Genomic DNA, 18811 nt, shown 5'->3' with positions numbered 1-18811 from the left:
CTCACCCTAACCCTCTCCCGGAGGGAGAGGGAATCGATCGTTAACGCATTACCCGGTCATCAACGTACTGACGTTTGTCCGGCGCTGGTGGGAAATACTGATACAGCCAGGTTTCACTGATGGCGTCGCCCTGGCAGCGCAGGAAGAGGCGCATATCCACCGGCTCTGTCGAATCCGACGTCGGGTACCAGTCAAACAGAATACGGTATCCGTCAAACGGCTCAACGTAGAGGATCTCCACCTGCTTTGCTTCTCCGCTGGAGAGCGTAATCACTGGCTCGATACCTTTTGGCGCGGCGGCCTTCAGGTCACCGCCGACGAAGTCGATGGCAAAGCGACGGGCCCACACTTTCGGGTAGTTTTCGCCCGGCGCCCAGCCTTCCGGGAAACCGCCCATACCGGTACGGGTCGCGTAAACGTTGGCCAGCGGGGAACGCACCGGCGGCATGGCGCTCCAGTAGAGGCGATATTTGAAGTCCCGCTCATCGCCCGCTTTGACGGCTTTTTCCGGTTGCCAGAAGCAGACCACGTTATCCAGCGTTTCACCCGTGGTCGGGATCTCCATCAGGCCCACCGCGCCTTTTCCCCAGTCGTTACGCGGTTCCACCCACAGGCTCGGGCGTTTGTTATACCAGCCCATCACGTCCTGATAGTGCGAGAAATCGCGATCGAGCTGCAGCAGACCGAACCCTTTCGGGTTTTTATCCATATAGGCATTGAACTGCAGTTTTTGCGGGTTGTTCAGCGGACGACAGATCCACTCCCCATTGCCGCGCCACATCGCCAGGCGATCGGAGTCATGGATTTGCGGGTGAATGGTGTCACACATGCGGCGTTCGTTATTGCCGCAGCTGAACATGCTGGTCATCGGCGCGATGCCGAGCTGCTTAATGTCCTTACGGGCATAGAGGTGGTTTTCCACCTCCATGATCACCTGGCTCTTCTCGCAGTGGATCACGAACTTATAGGCCCCGGTGATGCTCGGACTGTCGAGCAGCGTATACACGGTAAAGGTGGTGTCGCCCGGCTTCACGGTTTCAAACCAGAAGGAAGTAAAGTCCGGGAACTCTTCCGGGGTGTCGGTAAAGGTATCGACCGCCAGACCGCGCGCAGACAGGCCGTACTGGTAGGTGTCATCCACCGCGCGGAAGTAGCTCGCTCCCAAGAAAGAGACGATATCGCGACGCGCCAGCTCAGGTGCCTTAAAGGCGCGGAAACCGGCAAAACCGAGATCGCTTTGCCCTTCCAGCTGTTTGGTATCCACGCCCGTTTCACCGTAGCTAAACAACTCCGGGCGGAAGTGGATCTCGCGCGCCATTGAGGTGGACTGATCCAGCGAGAACATTCGCACGCGGCGGCGGAAGCCCATCCCCATATGGAAGAACTGCACGTCCAGCTGACGCCCTTCAATATTGTTCCACAGCGACTGTTTTTCATCGTAGCGGATGGCGTTGTACGCCTGCGGCGTCATGGTGGCCAGCGTGTCTGGCAGCGGACGTGGCGCGCCACCCCATGGGGTTTTCGCCAGGTCATGCGCCATGGATTGCAGGACGGAAAAATCAAAACGACGGCTCTGACCGTCAGCAATGTCAGAGTCAGCAGCGTATGCCGCTCTGGAAAACAGGGAAGCAAGGCCAGATGTGCCGCTCAGGGCTGCCACTGCCAGCGAGCCTTTTAAAAAACGTCTGCGATTCATGCCTGGAAAAACGTCCTTATGGTCGTGTGAATGTGTTTCGCGCCTGGCGAAATGACGGCAAGAAAGAACGCACAGCCTAAACAAAAATGGTTAAGAATCCAATTGTTGGCCGGTGATAATCTGAACAAAGTGAGAAATATTTTCTGTCGACCAGAACGGCCCGAAAGTGGTGTAAAGAAAGCCTGGAAAATGTGTATAAAAATGCCCCGTCAGGACATCATCTGACGGGGCGAATGAGGTGGTTATTTTACGCTGACATCGATACCCGGGAAGTACTTATCAGCGAGTTTGGCGATCGTGCCGTCGGCACGTACTTTATCAATCGCGGCATCAAGCTGCTTTTTGGTGGCCTCGTCACCTTTACGCAGCCCAAAGCCGATCCCACTGCCGAGGATGGTGTCATCAGACACCGGTTTGCCGATAAAGCCAAACCCTTTACCCTGCGGCTTGCTGAGGAAACCTGCCTGCCCGGCCGCGGACATCACCAGCGAGGCGTCGATACGGCCATTCAGCAGATCGCCCCATGCCATATTCTGATCTTTATACGACACCACGGTGACACCCTGCTTTTCCCAGTGCTCTTTGGCATAGGTTTCCTGGATGGATCCCTGCAGCACGCCGATGGTTTTGCCCTTCAGCCCTTCTGGCGTGGCCTCAACCGCCGTCCCGGCCTTGCCGACGAGTTGTGACGGGATACGGTAAATCGGCTGGGTGAAATCAATGCTCTTGCGGCGCTGTTCGGTGATATTCATCGCCGAGTTGATGGCGTCAAATTTCTTCGCCACCAGCCCCGGGATCAGCGCATCAAAAGAGGTTTCAACCCAGCTGCACTTCAGCGCAGCCGCTTTGCAAATCGCATTCCCCAGCTCAACGTCAAACCCTTCCAGTTCGCCCGCCGCATTGCGGCTCTCAAACGGCGGATATTCCGCTTCCAGACCGTAACGCAGCTCGGTGGCCGCGAAGGAGGAAAAAGTACACAGCAATCCCATGCCGACAACTAACGCGCGTAATTTCATCTCATACTCCTCAGAGCCTATCTCAGCGTGGTTTGACCCGACACAGGGCTTGGGCACCTGCCCGTAACGTCGCCTCATCTTTCGCAAAAGAGAGACGAATCAATTTATTATCCGTACCGTCCGCATAAAACGCCGACAGTGGAATGGTTGCAACGCCGTACTCAACGATCAGCCGTTTCACCAGCTCGCTGTCGCGCTCGTCGCTGAACCCGCTATAGTCCGCCAGCATGAAGAATGAACCGGCGCTCGGCAGCAGCGTAAACGGCGAATCGGCCAGCAGGCTGTGCAACAGGTCGCGCTTACGCTGGTAAAACGCCGACAGCGACAGCCAGGTTTGCGGATCGAGCATATGTTCAGCAAATGCGTGCTGCATTGGCGTATCGGCAGAAAACATCAAAAATTGATGTACTTTACAAATCTCATCCATCAGCACCGCCGGAGCAACACAGTAACCCACGCGCCACCCGGTGACGTGATAGGTTTTTCCGAAAGATGAGATAATGACGCTGCGCTCCGCCAGTTGCGGATGCGTGGCCATCCCGTGGTGCGGCTCGCCGTCAAACACGACGTGTTCGTACACTTCATCAGACAAAATAATGATGTCGGTATTGCGCGTCAGCGCCGCCAGCTGATTCAGATCGCTGGCGGAGAAGACCTGCCCGCTCGGGTTATGCGGCGTATTGATGATGATCATCCGCGTGCGGGGGGTAATCGCGGCGCGAACTTCGTCCCAGTTGACGGTAAAATCCGGCACCGTGAGCCTGATGGCGATCGGGGTGGCCCCCTGCAGACGAACAATTGGCGCATAGCTGTCAAAGGAAGGCTCGAAGTAGATCACCTCATCGCCCGGATGCACCAACCCGCTTATCGCCGAGTAGAGCCCTTCGCTGGCGCTGGCGGTCACCAGCACCTCGCGGCCCGGGTCATACTGCGTGCCGTAGAGGGTGGAAATTTTATCGGCAATGCGCTCCTTGAGCGGCTGCAGACCGGTCATCGCCGCGTACTGGTTATGCCCTGCCTCCATTGCGCGAGTGACGCCCGCAACAAGCTTGGGGTCGCAGGAGAAATTCGGTGCGCCCTGAGAAAGGTTAATGGCGTTATGCTGCGCCGAGAGCTGGCCGATAACGGTGAAAATGGTGGTTCCCACATCTGGCAGTTTGGAGCGCGTCTGTACCGGCGTTCGTAAAGTCATCCTGTTACCCTTCTCATGGTCATTGCATAACTATTCAAACAACAAGTTGATTGTCGGGACAATCGAATTGTTGTCATAATAGCCATGAGAAAAATGCATAGCTGAGGTGTTTCCATGTCGCGCCGTTCGCTCCCACTCAATGCCATTGACGCATTTTTAGTCACCGCGCGTCATCTGAATCTTACGCACGCCGCTGCGGAACTTTGCCTGACGCAGGGGGCCGTCAGCCGCAAGATTGCCTCCCTTGAGACGTGGTTTGGTTTTCCGCTGTTTGAACGCCACGCGCGCGGCTTGCGCCTCTCCCCGCAGGGCAGCGCCCTGCTTCCGGAGCTGCAGTCCGCCTTTGAACAGCTGCTGGCCGTGGCGGACCAGGCCCGGAGCCAGCAAACCGTGATCCGGCTCAAAGCCCCGACCTGCGCGATGCGCTGGCTGGTGCCGCGCCTGCTGGAGGTGGAGCGCGAACAGCCGGATCTGCAAATCGCTCTCACCACCACTACCGATCATAACGTCAATTTCAAAACTGAATCCTATGACGCGGCCATCGTGTTCGGCACGCACATGAGCGCAGGCGATCTGCTGTTCGAAGAGGCGCTCACGCCGGTGATAAGCCCGGTGCGCGCGGGGGCAGCATTGGGTGCGTTGACGTTCCTGCACCCGACACGGGATAAGACCGACTGGTCGTTATGGCTCACAAAACAGGAAGGGCCCGGCTTTGTCATGCACAAAAATCAACACTTCGACACCATGGATCTGGCGATCACGGCCGCCATTCAGGGGCTGGGGGTTGCCATTGCTGACGAAACGCTGGTGGCTGAAGATGTCCGCGCCGGAAGGCTGATGCGACCCTATGAGACAAGCATTAAAACCGGCGCCAGCTACCGGCTGGTGCTGCGCGAAACGCCTGACGCGGAAAATGGTCTGGCGGCGTTTCGCGCGTGTCTGCTTAATCGAGACTGACGTGGTGCTTCATCACCCGTTTGAAGAGACTCATGCGGGCGCGCATAAAGCGGTTTTCAAGCCTGAAACCTGCATGTTTATTCACACCAATGCGTAACAAAACGTCCCGCCCTTTGCGGCAGGCGGGCCAGTGCGTCGGTCCTGGCAGGATCTCGCGAGGCCCTGCTTCTCGCGCAAAGCTTACCCAGTAGTCAGCCACCTGGGCCGCAAACTGCAAATCCCGTTCATTGACATACTGACGTGAGGGTTCCACCTGGCCGAGCGTGTCGAAGACATAGGGAACCTCGTTGCCGTGCCAGGCACCGTTGACATAGGTGGCATGTTCCGCTTCCGCGACATAGTCAAACCAGTAGCGCCAGCATAATCCCCCCACGCGCTGCTGAGCCTGCATCACCACATACCCCATGGTGGTAAACGCCATGTCGCGGCATACCTGCCTGCCCAGCTCTTCATCGCCTTTCACGCCGGGATAGAGCAACTTAATCAGCCCCAGCCCGAACCGCCGCTCCCGGCGAAGCTTCTGGATTTGCCCCGCGAGATCGATGCCAAACACCGCCATCACGCTGGCCTCGTCGCTGTTAGAGCCAATCATCAACGGCACAGGGTGCTGACGGGCTGCGAAAAAAACGTCCAGCATCGCTGCCGGCAGCACACAATCCCCGACGATGGGCGCCGGCGCGACGTTCAGCGGCGCGGTTAACGGCCAGAACGACTCGGGTGGAATGGCGCGCAGCTCCTCGGCCGTTGCGTTCTTGAGACCAAAATGGGCGGCCAGAGCTTCTCCTTTCTGCAGCGCCTGTTCACGCGGCGTGTCCGGCAAGGTGTAGCCACTTTGCACTATCGCCTTATGGAACAGCCCCTTTGCCAGGGGCGATGCCAGCAGCGACAGCACGCTGCGCGCGCCAGCAGATTCACCAAACAGGGTTACGTTAGCCGGATCGCCACCAAACGCGGCGATATTGTCCCGTACCCATTCGAGGGCGGCGATCTGATCCAGCAGGGCAAAATTATGCACCACGCGATCTTCTTCCCCTTCCAGGGCCGGATGGGCGAAAAAGCCGAGATGGCCGAGACGGTAATTGAGAGTCACAACCACCACGCCGCGTCCTGCCAGCGCGGTGCCGTTGTACGGTGGCAAGCCACCTGCGCCAATCGTAAACCCGCCGCCGTGCAGCCAGACCATCACCGGGAGCGGCGTTGCGCGGTCAACCGGAGACCAGACGTTAAGATAGAGACAATCTTCAGAAAACTGGCCCGGATCGCCGCCGCCCAGCGTCTGGCAATACTCGCTGCTTTGCCAGCATGAAGGCGAAAAAGCCGTGGCCTCGCGAAGGCCCTCCCAGCGAGCAGGCGGCTGCGGTGAACGCCAGCGCCCGTTGCCTACCGGCGGCGCGGCGTAAGGGATCCCGTACCACGCATGCACGTCATTATCAGTAAAACCAGCCAGTGCGCCGTAGCGCGTTTCAACCACAGGGGCGGAAGGAGTTTGCATAACGACCTTATTTTTTCCAACACACCCCAGCAGAGTAACGATTTCAGAGCAAACCGCAACGCTGTTTGCTGCGCGTTTCAGCCTCCTCATAGAGGGCAAACTCGTCATACACCGGGCAGCCCAGCGCCGCTTCAAAGGCATCGCGGCTGGCGTTACCGTGGCTGCGCGCCTGGGTTTCATTCCCTAGATTAGACTGGAAGATCCCGGCGGCGCTGACCGGAAGGAAATCTTCGTAGGTGATCGGCTGGGCGACAACCCATCCGCGCTCTATCAGCGGCTGCGGATCGTCGCCAGGCCGGAACGCATGCCGATGCGCTTCCCCGGCTGGCGTCAGACGATAGCGGAAATAAGCCAGCTCCTGACGGCGCATTAACAGCTCGCTGTCCGGGAAGGCGCTAAAAATCTCCTGCAGATGCAGCTGATGCGTCAGGTTATCTTTGCCGGTACCGGCCTGGGCAAGCAGGCTATCGTACAGTTCACGGCCTTTCGGGGTCAGGGCCACACCGCGCTGCTCAATCTCACCGAAGCGTGCGGTGTGGGTGCCTTTATGTTCCCCGGCAAACAGCACCGGCTCCTCCAGGGCTTTAAAGCTGGTTTGACGCAATAAGACAGGCACCTCGCGACGAGGCGGCCCTTCAATCAGAATTTTGGGTTCAATGCCGTACTTCGGCATCAGCTCCTGCACGCGGTCAATATCCAGCGTGCGCGGCGTCAGGTGGTTAATGTGACACCCCGGGAAGCAGACCACATCAGCAATCAGCCGGTGCTCGTTATGCAGCGCCAGATAGGTTTCCTGATCGACCGTTGCATGGCGGTGCCAGCGGAAGGTTTCCAGCGCCTCCTGCACAAACTCGTGCGCCTGTGCCTGCGTAAACTGCCCTTCTGATTCGTACAGATCGAGAAGCGCCAGACAGCGCGGGGTAAAGATGTTCCGGTGAGACAGGATTTCCGCTGCACGCTCGCGCAGCGCGACGTTTTCAATCAGCTCAAGTCGCAGCAGCGAGGTAAAGATACGGAACGGATTACGGCACAGCGCCGCATCATCAATCGGGCGAAACGCTGTGGAGTGAACGGGCACCCCCGCCTGAGAGAGATCGTAATAGCTGACCGGGTACATGCCCATGATGGCAAACATACGGCGCAGGGTAGAAAGTTCTTGCGCCGTGCCGACGCGGATGGCCCCGTGACGCTCCACGTTCAGGCGCGCAAGCTCATCGGCGTTTGCCAGTTGTTCATGTAGTAGTGGGTTATTTTCCAGAACCGCCAGGTTTACGTCCGCAACCAGTTCAAGCAAGGTGCCGTACTGCGGAACTTCCTGCTGGTACATCGCCGACATAGCCTGCGAAAAGTGTTCCCGAATGTCATCAGCCGTGATGGTGTTCGCCATGATGTCATGCCTCCAGTGAATATTACCTGGAGTGTAGAGAAACCCGTTCCTTCCGGGGGGAAGAATTTCTGATTTGTGATCTTAAGACGACAGTGGTCAAACCGTGTGCTACTGGCCTCTGAACACGCCTCAACGAAGCCGCCCTTTCGCCTCTTGCGCTTTTATCCAGGATTTTCCTTATAATTATTTATGGTTTCGCTTACTAGCTATAAAGGAGTACATTTTGATTTTCTCCTGACTGCAAATTAACCAATTTGCGCGCGCCGTTATTTTTATCCTCACCTTTCAAATTTTTAGCTCGAAGTTAGGATTAATCTTAATGGTTGTTTACAAGTCCTTCCTGCCTATCCATATTTCCTGCTCAAGCGAAGCGCAAATTTACAAATATTTAAAAATAACGCAACCGCAAATAGCAAAACGCATTTGACGGATCGCCCACAGCGACTAAAGTTATTATTCGAACGACGAGTGATACGGAATATTTTCGTATCGTACTGACATAACCAATATATGACTATGAGGTTTATTATGGCAGAGCATCGTGGTGGTTCCGGTAATTTCGCTGAAGACCGTGAAAAAGCATCAGAAGCTGGACGTAAAGGTGGCCAGCATAGCGGTGGTAATTTTAAAAACGATCCGCAACGCGCATCTGAAGCGGGTAAGAAAGGGGGACAGAACAGTCACGGCGGAGGCCGTAAATCTGATAACTCCTGATCTTATTTAATACTCTTTTAATAAAACCAGAGAGCATGCTGCGGGCTGAAAAGCTCGCAGTACCCTTTCATTATTTTACCGGAGCGTAATTATTATGAATATGAAAAGTGTTGAGGATGTCTTTATTCATCTTCTATCTGATACCTACAGCGCAGAAAAACAGCTTACCCGAGCGCTAAGTAAGCTCGCCCGTGCCGCGTCCAGTGAGAAACTGAGCGCAGCTTTCACCGCACACCTTGAAGAGACGCAGGGTCAGATTGAGCGTATCGACCAGATCGTCGAACAGGAAGACGGTATCAAGCTCAAGCGTATGAAATGCGTCGCGATGGAAGGCTTAATTGAAGAAGCCAATGAAGTCATCGAAAGTACGGAAAAAAATGAAGTCCGTGATGCCGCATTAATTGCCGCTGCGCAAAAAGTGGAGCATTACGAAATCGCCAGTTACGGTACCCTTGCTACTCTCGCTGAACAACTGGGCTATAAAAAAGCCGTTAAACTTCTTGCCGAAACGCTGGAAGAAGAAAAAGAGACCGACCTTAAACTCACCGACCTGGCCGTTGGAAATATTAACCAAAAAGCGCAGAAATAACGCGATAACACAGGTTAAATAAAATGAGCATCAGTCCCAGGACAATTAAACGGTGCCATTTAACGGCAGCTATAATATGGTTCATTCTCGCTATCCCTTCCGTAATATGGTGGAAGAACAGCGTGCTATGGGTCATTATCATCAGCATTTACGCCAATATTGTTGGCCATTTATCTGGCTACAGTGCCGCGCGTGCCGATCAGGCTGCTGAAAGTGAGACCAAATAAGCGAACCCATTATGAGGATACAATGATGAATCACGTAGAACACTACCACGACTGGCTACGCGATGCCCATGCGATGGAAAAGCAAGCCGAATCTATGCTGGAATCTATGGCCAGCCGTATCGATAATTATCCTGATGTTCGCGCCCGAATTGAGCAACATATTAATGAGACAAAACGGCAAATCACATTGCTGGAAGAAATCCTCGACCGTAATGATATTTCTCGTTCGGTTTTAAAAGACTCAATGAGCAAAATGGCGGCGCTGGGTCAGTCCATTGGCGGCATGTTCCCGTCTGATGAGATCGTGAAAGGCTCGATCAGCGGCTATGTCTTCGAGCAGTTTGAAATCGCCTGTTATACCTCCCTGCTGGCGGCGGCTAAAAAAGCGGGCGATACCGCCTCGATCCCCGCGATTGAGACCATCCTCGCCGAAGAGCGCGAAATGGCCGACTGGCTGATTCGCCATATCCCGCAAACGACGGAACAGTTCCTGCTGCGTTCAGACGCGTCGGGTGTCGAAGCGAAAAAATAACCCGCAGGAGAGTGAGCATGTTTCGACACGTTAAACAGTTGCAATACACGGTTCGCGTTGCTGAACCTAACCCGGGCCTGGCCAATCTTTTACTGGAGCAATTTGGCGGGCCGCAGGGCGAACTGGCCGCCGCCTGCCGCTACTTTACACAAGGCCTGAGCGATGACGATCCGGGCCGTAAAGATATGCTGATGGATATCGCCACCGAGGAGTTAAGCCACCTCGAAATCATCGGTACCCTGGTGGGGATGCTGAATAAGGGCGCGAAAGGCGCCCTGGCGGAAGGGGTGGGAAATGAGGCTGAGCTGTACCGGTCGATGACCGAAAACGGTAACGACAGCCACATCACCTCCCTGCTTTACGGCGGCGGCACTCCGCTGACCAACTCCGCAGGCGTCCCCTGGACGGCGGCCTACGTCGACACCATTGGCGAGCCAACGGCGGACCTGCGTTCAAACGTGGCAGCAGAAGCCCGGGCGAAGATTATCTACGAGCGGCTGATCAACGTGACCGACGATCCCGGCGTCAAGGATGCGCTGGCATTTCTGATGACCCGTGAGGCGGCGCATCAGCTCTCCTTTGAGAAAGCGTTGCAGTCCATTCGTAATAATTTCCCACCGGGAAAACTGCCGCCAATCGAGGAATTCACCAACAAGTACTACAATATGTCTGAAGGTGGAGAGGTTCGCGGAAGCTGGAACAGCGATAAGCATTTCGATTACGTTGAGTCCCCCCAGCCTGCGGTTGACGGCGGAGATGGCAGCGCAAGCGTGACGCTTACGACCGAACAGGCAACCCTGGTTAAGGCGATGTCTGCCCGCACGAAGTCCGATCCACACGCCGACCCTTTGACCGGCGCCGAGCTGGGCGCAGGTAAGAAAAAACCGTAATCGGTTTTGCCAGGCAGCCTGAACTGCCTGGCAATTCTCGTGCCCCATCGTTTCAGAGGTACGGACCATGTTCGAACTCGATGCATTTCATCTGGCCAGAATTCAGTTCGCTTTTACCGTCTCATTCCATATCCTTTTTCCCGCCATCACCATCGGGCTCGCCAGCTATCTGGTGGTGCTGGAAGGGATGTGGCTGCGCACCAGAAACGACGTCTGGCGATCGCTTTATCATTTCTGGCTCAAGATCTTTGCCGTTAACTTCGGTATGGGCGTCGTCTCCGGGCTGGTCATGGCGTACCAGTTTGGCACCAACTGGAGCGGATTCTCCCAGTTCGCGGGGAGTATTACCGGTCCACTGCTGACCTATGAAGTATTAACCGCCTTCTTCCTGGAAGCCGGTTTCCTCGGCGTCATGATGTTTGGCTGGAATAAGGTCGGCCCGGGGCTGCATTTCTTCTCGACCGGCATGGTCGCACTCGGCACACTGATGTCGACCTTCTGGATCCTCGCCTCCAACAGCTGGATGCACACACCGCAGGGCTTCACCATTCAGAACGGTCAGGTTATTCCGGAAGACTGGCTGGCGATCGTGTTTAACCCCTCCTTCCCGTACCGTCTGATCCATATGGCTATCGCCGCCTTCCTGAGCAGTGCCCTGTTTGTCGGCGCATCGGGCGCGTGGCATCTGCTGCGCGGTAACGATACCCCCGCCATCCGCACCATGTTTTCCATGGCGATGTGGATGGCGCTGCTGGTCGCTCCCATCCAGGCCGTCGTCGGCGACATGCACGGTCTGAACACGCTGGAGCACCAGCCGGCAAAAATCGCGGCCATTGAGGGGCACTGGGAAAACCCGCCCGGCGAAGCCACCCCGCTGCTGCTGTTCGGCCTGCCGGATATGGAAGAGGAGCGTACCAAATACGGCCTGGAGATCCCCGCCCTCGGCAGCCTGATCCTGACCCACAGTCTGGATAAACAGGTTCCGGCCCTGAAAGATTTCCCGAAAGAGGATCGTCCTAACTCCACCATCGTCTTCTGGTCGTTCCGCATCATGGTCGGGATGGGCCTGTTGATGATCACGCTGGGTCTAATCAGCCTCTGGCTGCGCTATCGACATCGACTGTTTCACTCCCGCCCGTTCCACTGGTTTGCGCTCTGTATGGGGCCTGCCGGTCTGCTGGCGCTGCTCGCCGGCTGGGTAACCACCGAAGTGGGCCGTCAGCCGTGGGTCGTCTACGGCTATCTGCGCACGGTCGATGCGGTATCGCTGCACAGCACCCTGCAGATGAGCATCAGCCTGCTGGCGTTCATCGTCGTCTACTCGTCGGTGTTTGGCGTGGGCTATGTTTATCTCATCCGGCTGATTAAGAAAGGCCCTCAGCCTGTTGCCACGCTGACGTCAAACACGTCGGGCACGCCTGCCCGTCCGCTGTCTGCCGCGGAGTCTGTTCCGGAAGAGGAGAGGATCTGATGGGCGTCGATATCTCAGTGATCTGGTTTGCCATCATCGTGTTCGCCACACTGATGTACATCATCATGGATGGCTTTGATTTGGGGATTGGCCTGCTGTTTAACTTCGTCGGCGACGCCAGAGAGCGCGACGTGATGGTTAACAGCGTAGCGCCCGTCTGGGACGGCAACGAAACCTGGCTGGTTCTCGGCGGCGCGGGCCTCTTCGGCGCGTTTCCGCTGGCCTATGCGGTGATTATTGATGCGCTGACCATTCCCCTCACCGCGATGCTGATCGGCCTTATCTTTCGCGGCGTCGCCTTTGAGTTCCGCTTCAAAGCCACGCCCTCCCACCGCAAATTCTGGGACTACTCTTTTGCCGGCGGCTCCCTGCTCGCCACCTTCAGCCAGGGGGTGGTCGTGGGCGCGGTGATTAACGGCTTCGACGTGGAGGGTCGGCGGTTTGTTGGCTCGGCGCTGGACTGGCTTACACCGTTCAACCTCTTCTGCGGTATCGGGCTGGTTGTCGCCTACACCCTGCTGGGCACCACATGGCTGATTATGAAAAGCGAAGGCGCCCTGCAGGCCCGCATGCGCGAGTTAACCCGCCACGTGCTGCTGGCGCTGGTGGTGGTTATCGCGGTGGTCAGCATCTGGACGCCGCTCGGCTGGCAGTACGTGGCCGAACGCTGGTTTACCCTGCCCAACTTCTTCTGGTTCCTGCCGGTACCGCTGCTGGTGGGGCTTTTCAGCGTGCTGATCTGGCGCCTGACTCGCAACCCGGACAGCCACTCGCGCCCCTTCCTGCTGACGCTGGGGCTAATCTTCCTCGGGTTCAGCGGGCTCGGTATCAGCCTGTGGCCCAATATTATTCCGCCGCGCATCACCCTGTGGGAAGCCGCGGCGCCGCCCGCCAGCCAGCTGTTTATGCTGGTCGGGACGTTGCTCATTATTCCGGTGATTCTGGTGTACACCGCCTGGAGCTATTACGTCTTTCGGGGCAAGGTTTCTGATACAGAAGGTTACCACTGAGGTGCAGGATGGCAGGCTGGCATACACGGGCCATTATTTACCAGATTGATACCGCGCTCTTTTATGATTTAAACGGCGATGGCTGCGGGGACATCGCCGGGATCGCGGCCAAGCTGCGTTATATTCGCCGCATGGGCGCGACGGTTATCTGGATCACCCCGTTTTATCTCACCCCTTTTCTTGATGAAGGTTACGACGTCAGCGACCATCTCCAGGTGGATCCCCGCTTCGGAAAGCTGGCCGACATTATCGCCTTTATCGAGCAGGCCCGGGAGCTGGGCATGCAGGTCATTATTGAGCTGTTGATCCAGCATACCTCGGACGCCCATCCCTGGTTCCAGCAGGCTCGTCGCAACCCGGCGTCACCGTATCGTGATTACTATCTCTGGTCGGATAATGACGACGACGATACGCCCCCGATGTTCCCAGGCGTGGAAAAGAGCATCTGGAGCTGGGATGACGAGGCGGGACAATACTATCGGCACATGTTCTATCGCCACGAGCCGGATCTGAATCTGACCTCTCCCGCGGTACTCAAAGAGATTGAGAACATCATTCTTTTCTGGCTCAAGCTGGGGGTGTCGGGATTCCGCCTGGATGCCGCGTCCCATCTCACCACCCAGGCAGGAAACGGTGATGAGAAAAAGGGGCTGTGGATCCTCGAGCATATGCGCCGTCTGATTGAGCAGCACAATCCGAACGCAATCCTGCTGGGAGAAGTAGATGTCGAGGTGGAAGCCTATCGGGACTATTTTGGCAACAATGACCGGCTGAATCTGGTCCTCAATTTCTGGCTTAACAAGTATTTCTACGTCAGCCTGGCCCGGAAGAGCGCCCGCCCGCTGCGCAACGCGGTGAAGAAAATGATCGTCCCGCCGGATTCATGCTGTTTCGCCAACTGGCTGCGCAATCATGACGAGCTGGATCTGGAAGGCATCTCTCAGAAAGATAAACAGTTTGTTCTCGACACCTTCGCCCCTGACGAAGAGATGAACGTCTACCAGCGCGGGATCCGCCGCCGCCTGGCACCGATGCTCAATGGCGATCAGAAGCGGCTGGCGTTCTGCCACGCGGTGCTCTTTTCCCTGCCGGGCGTCCCGGTGATGCGCTATGGCGATGAAATAGGCATGGGTGACGACCTCGACCTGGAGGAGCGCTACGCTGTCCGCACCCCGATGCAGTGGGCCGGATCGCAGGGGGGCGGTTTTTCCGCGGCGGATCCGCAGTGTTTTATTGCCCCAATCATCGACCACGGTCCGTACCGCTATCAAAAGGTGAACGTCGCCGATTCGCTGCTTCACCGCAATTCGCTGCTGCACCGGATCATTGATATTGCCAATACCCGCTCTGAGTTTCCTGAAATTGCCGTAGCGCCGTTTCGGCTTATCACCCTTGATCATGACGCGGTACTGGGTCTTTATTATGAGACCGACGAGCGCAGCATCCTCACCTTCGTTAACTTTAGCGACCAACCAGTGAAATTTACGGCGAAAGGGATCCGCAACGCCACCTGGACCGCCTGCCTCGCGGACAAGCGCTACGATGACGCCCTGATTTGCGGTAAAACCGTTGAGCTCACGCTTGGCGGCTACGGCTATCGCTGGTTCTGGACGCACCGCAGCGCGCTGCGTTGATTACCGCTTCCGGCGGGTGAGCAGACGCGTCACCACAATCCCCGCCACCGCGAGGGCGCCTAACGCCACTTTGCCCGGCATACCGGAGGTCACGGACGACGCGCGGGTTTTCGCCTCGTCAGTAAAACGGCCATGGATTTTGTGGAGATCGTTAACTGGCCGATCGAGATAGTCCTGGCGATCCGGCGCGTTCAGGTTGTCGGTCATCTGCCCTTCCCAGGCTTTTTTTACCATCAGCCGGTCAAGAAAACCGGGGAAGAAAAACTGCCCGACAATCGACTGGATGGTACTGCCGCCTACCCACAGCTCCCGAACCGGTTTTTGTGCGACCCGGAAAATGGCGCTGGCGGCCACTTCAGGCTCAAACACCGGCGGCACCGGGCGCATCGCCCAGGCGAACTTATTGCGCGCCCATTCGAACTGCGGGGTATTGAGCCCCGGCATCTGCACCATCGAAAGCTGTACCCGGCTGTTTTCATGCATCAGCTCGGTACGCACCGCGTCGGTAAAGCCGCGGATCGCCGCTTTGGCCCCGCAGTAAGCTGACTGCAGTGGGATGGATCGGTACGCCAGCGCCGAACCAACCTGGATAATCACGCCCCTGTCACGGGGAACCATCAGCTCAAGGGCGGCGCGCGTGCCGTTGACAAAGCCGAGGTACGTCACTTCCGTCACGCGACGAAACTCATCCGGTGTCAGGGTGCGAAACGGTGCCAGCACCGCGCCCATGGCATTATTCACCCAGACATCAATCGCGCCGAGGCGATACTCAATCTCGTTAGCGGCATCCACCACCGCCTGACTGTCGGCGACGTCCGCCTGAACGGCGTGGGCATTGACGCCAAACCGCCGCAACTCCTCCTGCGTGGAGTGCAGGCTGGCTTCATCGCGGGCGATAAGCCCGACGTTGTAACCTGCCCTGGCAAAGTGCAGCGCCGTGGCTTTTCCCACGCCCGCGGTTCCGCCGGTAATCACGATGACTGCCATATAACCTCCCCTGCGTTCAGCCTTTATTCCCGTCAGATAACAGGCTCACCAGTTCAGCGAGCGAAAATTGCACCGCCTTTTCCACCACGTCCTGACAGTCGCCGGAAAACAGCACGGTGCGGGTGTGCGTCTGGCCACGGATATTCCAGCCGAAACAGACCGTTCCCGCCGCCGTGCCATCGTCGCCCCCTTCAGGGCCTGCGTAGCCGCTGATGGCAATGCTAACATCCGCCTGGGCGATGTCGCGGATACTGGCAGCCATCTCGGTGACCGTCTGTTCACTGACGGCGGTATACCGTTCAAGCGTCTGCGGGCTTACGCCGAGGATCCGCTCTTTTGCGCCATCGCTGAACACCACCAGACCGACATCATAAAAATCGGCGGTGTTCTCTTCTGCGCAAAGCGCCACCGAGAGCTTTCCCCCGGTGCAGGATTCCGCCGTGGTTAAGCGAAGCCCGAGATCGGTTAATTTGCTCGCCACCTTTTTTGTCAGTTCACCCACCGTGTAATGGTTATCGTGCAAAAGATTGCTCATCTTGCCGCCTCTTATTTCTCGAAAGGAATGATTGAAATATGTCCATTGCGTTCAAGTATGGCATATTTAATTTCGCTCATTTCAGTAATGCCATTATTCTGACGCGCTGATACCAGAATATCATCGCAGGAGACATCGACTTTTTTAAGTTTATCCGCTAAGGGGGTGCCGTTTTCCACCAGAATCACGGGGGTGCCATCAAGGATACTTTCGACAGGCGAAAAATATTTCTTCATTAACCCGAAAATAATATCCACTACCACCAGGGTGGTAATCGTAATCATCGCACCGGTGACCGAAAAATCCTCGCCAAGAAGCGCCTGCTGTGTGGCTTCACTAATTATCAGAAGCAGGATGAGATCAAAGCTGGTCATCTGCAACAGCGCGCGTCGCCCGGCCACTTTAAATACCACCACGAGGAACAGATAAATAGCCAGCGCACGAAAGACCATATCCATATCAGCCTCCTACGGGTAAATAAATTGCCAGATGTTAATCTCCGGCCCGTTGTTTACGCGGATGACCGAGTTCCATTTACCGGCCCGGGACGGTGTCGTGAAGAGTAATACTGAAAAGGCGTCTGTCTTTTTCAGGTTGTGATAAACAAAATAGAGGCTGTTGCCGTGGCTGAACATGCTGTCCGGCTGAGGCCAGACGCTGCCAGGCTCATACGCATCGCTGCTATCGCTGGTGATGCTGAGGGTATAGGTCCCCTCCGTTTTCACCGGAAACGCGAGCTGCATCCGTGTCTCCGTCTCCCGTCGGCCAAAGCGCTCATAATTGATGGTCAGGGATTTATCGGCATTCTCCTTAGCCGTATCGCTGACCACTCCGCTTGAAAACAGACCGGCAATGGCAGCGACGATAATACCTAAAAGAACAATAAACCCTACCTGACGAAACGCGTATTCAAACGTCAGCAAGCGATAACTTTCATCTATCCCGGGTAACTTTTCATTTTCACGCTTCATGGCCATCGTCACCGTTTCGCTTATTATCCGATAATTTTGATTTCTAACGCGAATGTTTTTAGGACTTATCACATTTGCCACCTAAAGGAATAGCAACAATACTTAATAAGTCAAGACAACCAAAATGAAGGATATCCGATGAAATTATCGCTTATTTCCGCTTTTTTGATATTTCTGGTTCCGACCGCATGGGCAGATAATAACGGCGGGTTACAAAAAGGTGAAGCGCCACCGCCGCCGCACGCACTCGATAGCGGATATCGCGGAACCGATGACGCGCGAATTATGACCATCGATCAGGCAAAACAGCTCCACGATGGTGCAACCATTTCCTTGCGCGGTAATCTTATTGATGGTAGCGGCGATAAGTTTGTATTTCAGGATAAAACCGGAAAAATCGACGTTATTATTCCCCAGGCAGTCTTCGACGGCAGAACGGTAAAACCCGATCAGATGATCAGTATCAACGGTTCGCTTGATAAAAAATCATCCCCTGCCGTCGTCCGTGTTGATCGTTTGCAGAAATAATTCAGCGAAGCGTTAACGCTGCAACTATCCATCAAATCTCACCCCTTGGCTTAAGGAGTCAGCTATGAGTGATACACAACGTACGAACGCTTACCCGCAACCCCCGTTCCCGGAACAGCCGCAAACGCCGCCGGGACTGGCATCTGAAATGCAACCTGTACCCGACCACGGGGAGAAAAGCTACAAAGGGCATGGTCGCCTTGCCGGTAAAAAAGCGCTTATAACCGGTGGGGATTCCGGTATCGGTCGCGCAGTGGCGATTGCTTATGCCCGTGAAGGCGCTGACGTGGCCATCAACTACCTGCCTGAAGAAGAAAAAGACGCCGCTGAGGTCATCGACCTGATTAAAGCGGAGGGCCGCACCGCCGTGGCGCTGCCGGGTGACGTGCGGAATGAGACCTTCTGCCAGAACCTGGTTGAGGAAGCCGTTGCGAAACTGGGCGGGCTGGACATTCTGGTGAATAACGCGGGTCGTCAGCAGTTCCGGGAATCCCTTGAGGAGCTGACTACCGAAGACTTTGACGCGACGTTCAAAACTAACGTTTACGCGCCTTTCTGGATCACCAAGGCGGCGCTGCGCCACCTGAAAGCGTCGTCCGTCATCATTAATACCTCCTCCGTGCAGGCGGTGAAGCCCAGCCCCGTGCTGCTGGATTATGCCCAGACCAAAGCCTGTCTGGCGGTATTTACCAAATCCTTAGCCAAACAGCTCGGCCCGAAAGGCATTCGCGTCAACGCGGTCGCCCCCGGCCCTTACTGGACGGTACTGCAATCCAGCGGCGGCCAGCCGATGGAAAAAGTGAAGGAGTTCGGGGGAGATACGCCGCTGGGGCGTCCGGGTCAGCCCGTCGAGATTGCCCCGCTGTACGTCACGCTGGCCTCGGACGAGTGTTCATTTACTTCCGGTCAGGTATGGTGTTCTGACGGCGGTGATGGCGTGATCTAAACCTGTTTCCCTTTCCCACCCTGCAATGAGCAATAAA

20 protein-coding genes are annotated in these 18811 nt (G+C 56.2%); 11 read left to right on the top strand and 9 right to left on the bottom strand.

The genetic code is table 11. The features are described 5' to 3' along the window. Nucleotides 1-40 precede the first annotated feature (40 nt). The 3 genes from C1N69_RS10880 to C1N69_RS10870 form a co-directional block, all read right to left on the bottom strand. Nucleotides 41-1696, bottom strand: coding sequence for a glucan biosynthesis protein D (locus tag C1N69_RS10880; protein WP_155031163.1), 1656 nt, complete (start codon nucleotides 1694-1696; stop codon nucleotides 41-43). A 242-nt stretch (nucleotides 1697-1938) separates the two neighbouring features. Beyond that, a complete protein-coding gene (locus C1N69_RS10875; RefSeq protein WP_025756391.1) occupies nucleotides 1939-2712 on the bottom strand; it encodes a transporter substrate-binding domain-containing protein in 774 nt (257 codons plus the stop codon). Between the two features lie 22 nt (nucleotides 2713-2734). After that, nucleotides 2735-3904, bottom strand: coding sequence for a pyridoxal phosphate-dependent aminotransferase (locus C1N69_RS10870; protein ID WP_155031162.1), 1170 nt, complete (start codon nucleotides 3902-3904; stop codon nucleotides 2735-2737). A 114-nt stretch (nucleotides 3905-4018) separates the two neighbouring features. Between C1N69_RS10870 and C1N69_RS10865 the strand changes: the two genes are divergently transcribed. Then, a complete protein-coding gene (locus tag C1N69_RS10865) occupies nucleotides 4019-4861 on the top strand; it encodes a LysR family transcriptional regulator (protein WP_094917404.1) in 843 nt (280 codons plus the stop codon). On the opposite strand, the gene C1N69_RS10860 is transcribed toward C1N69_RS10865, so the two are convergent. Together C1N69_RS10860 and hglS are read right to left on the bottom strand one after the other, a co-directional pair. Further along, complete coding sequence (locus C1N69_RS10860; protein ID WP_155031161.1) at nucleotides 4848-6353, bottom strand: carboxylesterase/lipase family protein; 1506 nt, start codon at nucleotides 6351-6353, stop codon at nucleotides 4848-4850. The two genes, C1N69_RS10865 and C1N69_RS10860, sit on opposite strands and share 14 nt — an antisense overlap. A 43-nt stretch (nucleotides 6354-6396) precedes the next feature. Continuing rightward, nucleotides 6397-7740: a 2-oxoadipate dioxygenase/decarboxylase HglS gene (gene hglS, locus C1N69_RS10855; RefSeq protein ID WP_059386576.1), complete on the bottom strand. Its 1344-nt coding sequence runs from the start codon at nucleotides 7738-7740 to the stop codon at nucleotides 6397-6399. 528 nt (nucleotides 7741-8268) lie between these two features. Here hglS and C1N69_RS10850 point away from each other — a divergent pair. The 8 genes from C1N69_RS10850 to C1N69_RS10815 all read left to right on the top strand — a co-directional run bounded on the left by C1N69_RS10850 (nucleotide 8269) and on the right by C1N69_RS10815 (nucleotide 14807). Next, nucleotides 8269-8454: a con-10 family general stress protein gene (locus C1N69_RS10850; protein WP_004150795.1), complete on the top strand. Its 186-nt coding sequence runs from the start codon at nucleotides 8269-8271 to the stop codon at nucleotides 8452-8454. A gap of 94 nt (nucleotides 8455-8548) precedes the next feature. After that, complete coding sequence (locus C1N69_RS10845; RefSeq protein ID WP_008502272.1) at nucleotides 8549-9043, top strand: YciE/YciF ferroxidase family protein; 495 nt, start codon at nucleotides 8549-8551, stop codon at nucleotides 9041-9043. 23 nt (nucleotides 9044-9066) lie between these two features. After that, nucleotides 9067-9270, top strand: a complete 204-nt coding sequence (locus C1N69_RS10840; RefSeq protein ID WP_013096662.1) for a hypothetical protein — start codon at nucleotides 9067-9069, stop codon at nucleotides 9268-9270. 25 nt (nucleotides 9271-9295) lie between these two features. Next, on the top strand, nucleotides 9296-9802 hold the full coding sequence (locus C1N69_RS10835; protein ID WP_014883791.1) for a ferritin-like domain-containing protein: 507 nt from the start codon (nucleotides 9296-9298) through the stop codon (nucleotides 9800-9802). Nucleotides 9803-9819: 17 nt separating this feature from the next. Further along, nucleotides 9820-10692, top strand: coding sequence for a manganese catalase family protein (locus C1N69_RS10830; RefSeq protein ID WP_155031160.1), 873 nt, complete (start codon nucleotides 9820-9822; stop codon nucleotides 10690-10692). Between the two features lie 67 nt (nucleotides 10693-10759). Next, nucleotides 10760-12163, top strand: a complete 1404-nt coding sequence (locus C1N69_RS10825) for a cytochrome ubiquinol oxidase subunit I (RefSeq protein WP_155031159.1) — start codon at nucleotides 10760-10762, stop codon at nucleotides 12161-12163. After that, on the top strand, nucleotides 12163-13173 hold the full coding sequence (gene cydB / locus C1N69_RS10820; RefSeq protein ID WP_047958550.1) for a cytochrome d ubiquinol oxidase subunit II: 1011 nt from the start codon (nucleotides 12163-12165) through the stop codon (nucleotides 13171-13173). Before C1N69_RS10825 ends, cydB begins: the two co-directional genes overlap by 1 nt. Nucleotides 13174-13181: 8 nt before the next feature. Beyond that, the gene (locus C1N69_RS10815; protein WP_155031158.1) at nucleotides 13182-14807 is read left to right on the top strand and encodes an alpha-amylase family protein; all 1626 of its coding nucleotides are present in this window, start codon (nucleotides 13182-13184) and stop codon (nucleotides 14805-14807) included. Here C1N69_RS10815 and C1N69_RS10810 read toward each other — a convergent pair whose 3' ends face one another. The 4 genes from C1N69_RS10810 to C1N69_RS10795 are packed head-to-tail and all read right to left on the bottom strand — an operon-like array spanning nucleotide 14808 to nucleotide 17300. Continuing rightward, the gene (locus C1N69_RS10810; RefSeq protein WP_155031157.1) at nucleotides 14808-15794 is read right to left on the bottom strand and encodes an SDR family oxidoreductase; all 987 of its coding nucleotides are present in this window, start codon (nucleotides 15792-15794) and stop codon (nucleotides 14808-14810) included. 16 nt (nucleotides 15795-15810) lie between these two features. Beyond that, nucleotides 15811-16329 (bottom strand): 2-oxo-tetronate isomerase, encoded by a 519-nt coding sequence (locus C1N69_RS10805; protein ID WP_059386581.1) that lies wholly within the window; start codon nucleotides 16327-16329, stop codon nucleotides 15811-15813. Nucleotides 16330-16340: 11 nt separating this feature from the next. Next, nucleotides 16341-16787 carry a DUF421 domain-containing protein gene (locus C1N69_RS10800; protein ID WP_155031156.1) on the bottom strand — a complete coding sequence of 149 codons (447 nt, stop codon included), beginning with the start codon at nucleotides 16785-16787 and terminating at the stop codon, nucleotides 16341-16343. 9 nt (nucleotides 16788-16796) lie between these two features. Then, on the bottom strand, nucleotides 16797-17300 hold the full coding sequence (locus C1N69_RS10795; protein ID WP_155031155.1) for a hypothetical protein: 504 nt from the start codon (nucleotides 17298-17300) through the stop codon (nucleotides 16797-16799). A 138-nt stretch (nucleotides 17301-17438) separates the two neighbouring features. Here C1N69_RS10795 and C1N69_RS10790 point away from each other — a divergent pair, with 138 nt between their 5' ends. Continuing rightward, nucleotides 17439-17828, top strand: coding sequence for a YdeI family stress tolerance OB fold protein (locus C1N69_RS10790; protein ID WP_155031154.1), 390 nt, complete (start codon nucleotides 17439-17441; stop codon nucleotides 17826-17828). A 64-nt stretch (nucleotides 17829-17892) separates the two neighbouring features. Further along, on the top strand, nucleotides 17893-18774 hold the full coding sequence (locus C1N69_RS10785) for an SDR family oxidoreductase (protein WP_059386582.1): 882 nt from the start codon (nucleotides 17893-17895) through the stop codon (nucleotides 18772-18774). Nucleotides 18775-18811: the final 37 nt, after the last annotated feature.

Source organism: Enterobacter sichuanensis (genome assembly GCF_009036245.1).
GTDB lineage: Bacteria > Pseudomonadota > Gammaproteobacteria > Enterobacterales > Enterobacteriaceae > Enterobacter > Enterobacter sichuanensis.
The sequence above is the reverse complement of the archived record's forward strand: the minus strand, read 5'-3'. Positions and strand labels throughout refer to the sequence as shown.

Bases quoted from the DNA above. Each gene is read 5' to 3' on its own strand.
- C1N69_RS10810 (WP_155031157.1), bottom strand. From the start codon at position 15,794: ATGGCAGTCATCGTGATTACCGGCGGAACCGCGGGCGTGGGAAAAGCC.
- C1N69_RS10825 (WP_155031159.1), top strand. From the start codon at position 10,760: ATGTTCGAACTCGATGCATTTCATCTGGCCAGAATTCAGTTCGCTTTT.
- C1N69_RS10795 (WP_155031155.1), bottom strand. From the start codon at position 17,300: ATGAAGCGTGAAAATGAAAAGTTACCCGGGATAGATGAAAGTTATCGC.
- C1N69_RS10845 (WP_008502272.1), top strand. From the start codon at position 8,549: ATGAATATGAAAAGTGTTGAGGATGTCTTTATTCATCTTCTATCTGAT.
- C1N69_RS10840 (WP_013096662.1), top strand. From the start codon at position 9,067: ATGAGCATCAGTCCCAGGACAATTAAACGGTGCCATTTAACGGCAGCT.
- C1N69_RS10800 (WP_155031156.1), bottom strand. From the start codon at position 16,787: ATGGATATGGTCTTTCGTGCGCTGGCTATTTATCTGTTCCTCGTGGTG.
- C1N69_RS10805 (WP_059386581.1), bottom strand. From the start codon at position 16,329: ATGAGCAATCTTTTGCACGATAACCATTACACGGTGGGTGAACTGACA.
- C1N69_RS10830 (WP_155031160.1), top strand. From the start codon at position 9,820: ATGTTTCGACACGTTAAACAGTTGCAATACACGGTTCGCGTTGCTGAA.
- C1N69_RS10870 (WP_155031162.1), bottom strand. From the start codon at position 3,904: ATGACTTTACGAACGCCGGTACAGACGCGCTCCAAACTGCCAGATGTG.
- C1N69_RS10815 (WP_155031158.1), top strand. From the start codon at position 13,182: ATGGCAGGCTGGCATACACGGGCCATTATTTACCAGATTGATACCGCG.
- C1N69_RS10835 (WP_014883791.1), top strand. From the start codon at position 9,296: ATGAATCACGTAGAACACTACCACGACTGGCTACGCGATGCCCATGCG.
- C1N69_RS10850 (WP_004150795.1), top strand. From the start codon at position 8,269: ATGGCAGAGCATCGTGGTGGTTCCGGTAATTTCGCTGAAGACCGTGAA.
- C1N69_RS10865 (WP_094917404.1), top strand. From the start codon at position 4,019: ATGTCGCGCCGTTCGCTCCCACTCAATGCCATTGACGCATTTTTAGTC.
- C1N69_RS10880 (WP_155031163.1), bottom strand. From the start codon at position 1,696: ATGAATCGCAGACGTTTTTTAAAAGGCTCGCTGGCAGTGGCAGCCCTG.
- hglS (WP_059386576.1), bottom strand. From the start codon at position 7,740: ATGGCGAACACCATCACGGCTGATGACATTCGGGAACACTTTTCGCAG.
- C1N69_RS10860 (WP_155031161.1), bottom strand. From the start codon at position 6,353: ATGCAAACTCCTTCCGCCCCTGTGGTTGAAACGCGCTACGGCGCACTG.
- C1N69_RS10790 (WP_155031154.1), top strand. From the start codon at position 17,439: ATGAAATTATCGCTTATTTCCGCTTTTTTGATATTTCTGGTTCCGACC.
- C1N69_RS10785 (WP_059386582.1), top strand. From the start codon at position 17,893: ATGAGTGATACACAACGTACGAACGCTTACCCGCAACCCCCGTTCCCG.
- cydB (WP_047958550.1), top strand. From the start codon at position 12,163: ATGGGCGTCGATATCTCAGTGATCTGGTTTGCCATCATCGTGTTCGCC.
- C1N69_RS10875 (WP_025756391.1), bottom strand. From the start codon at position 2,712: ATGAAATTACGCGCGTTAGTTGTCGGCATGGGATTGCTGTGTACTTTT.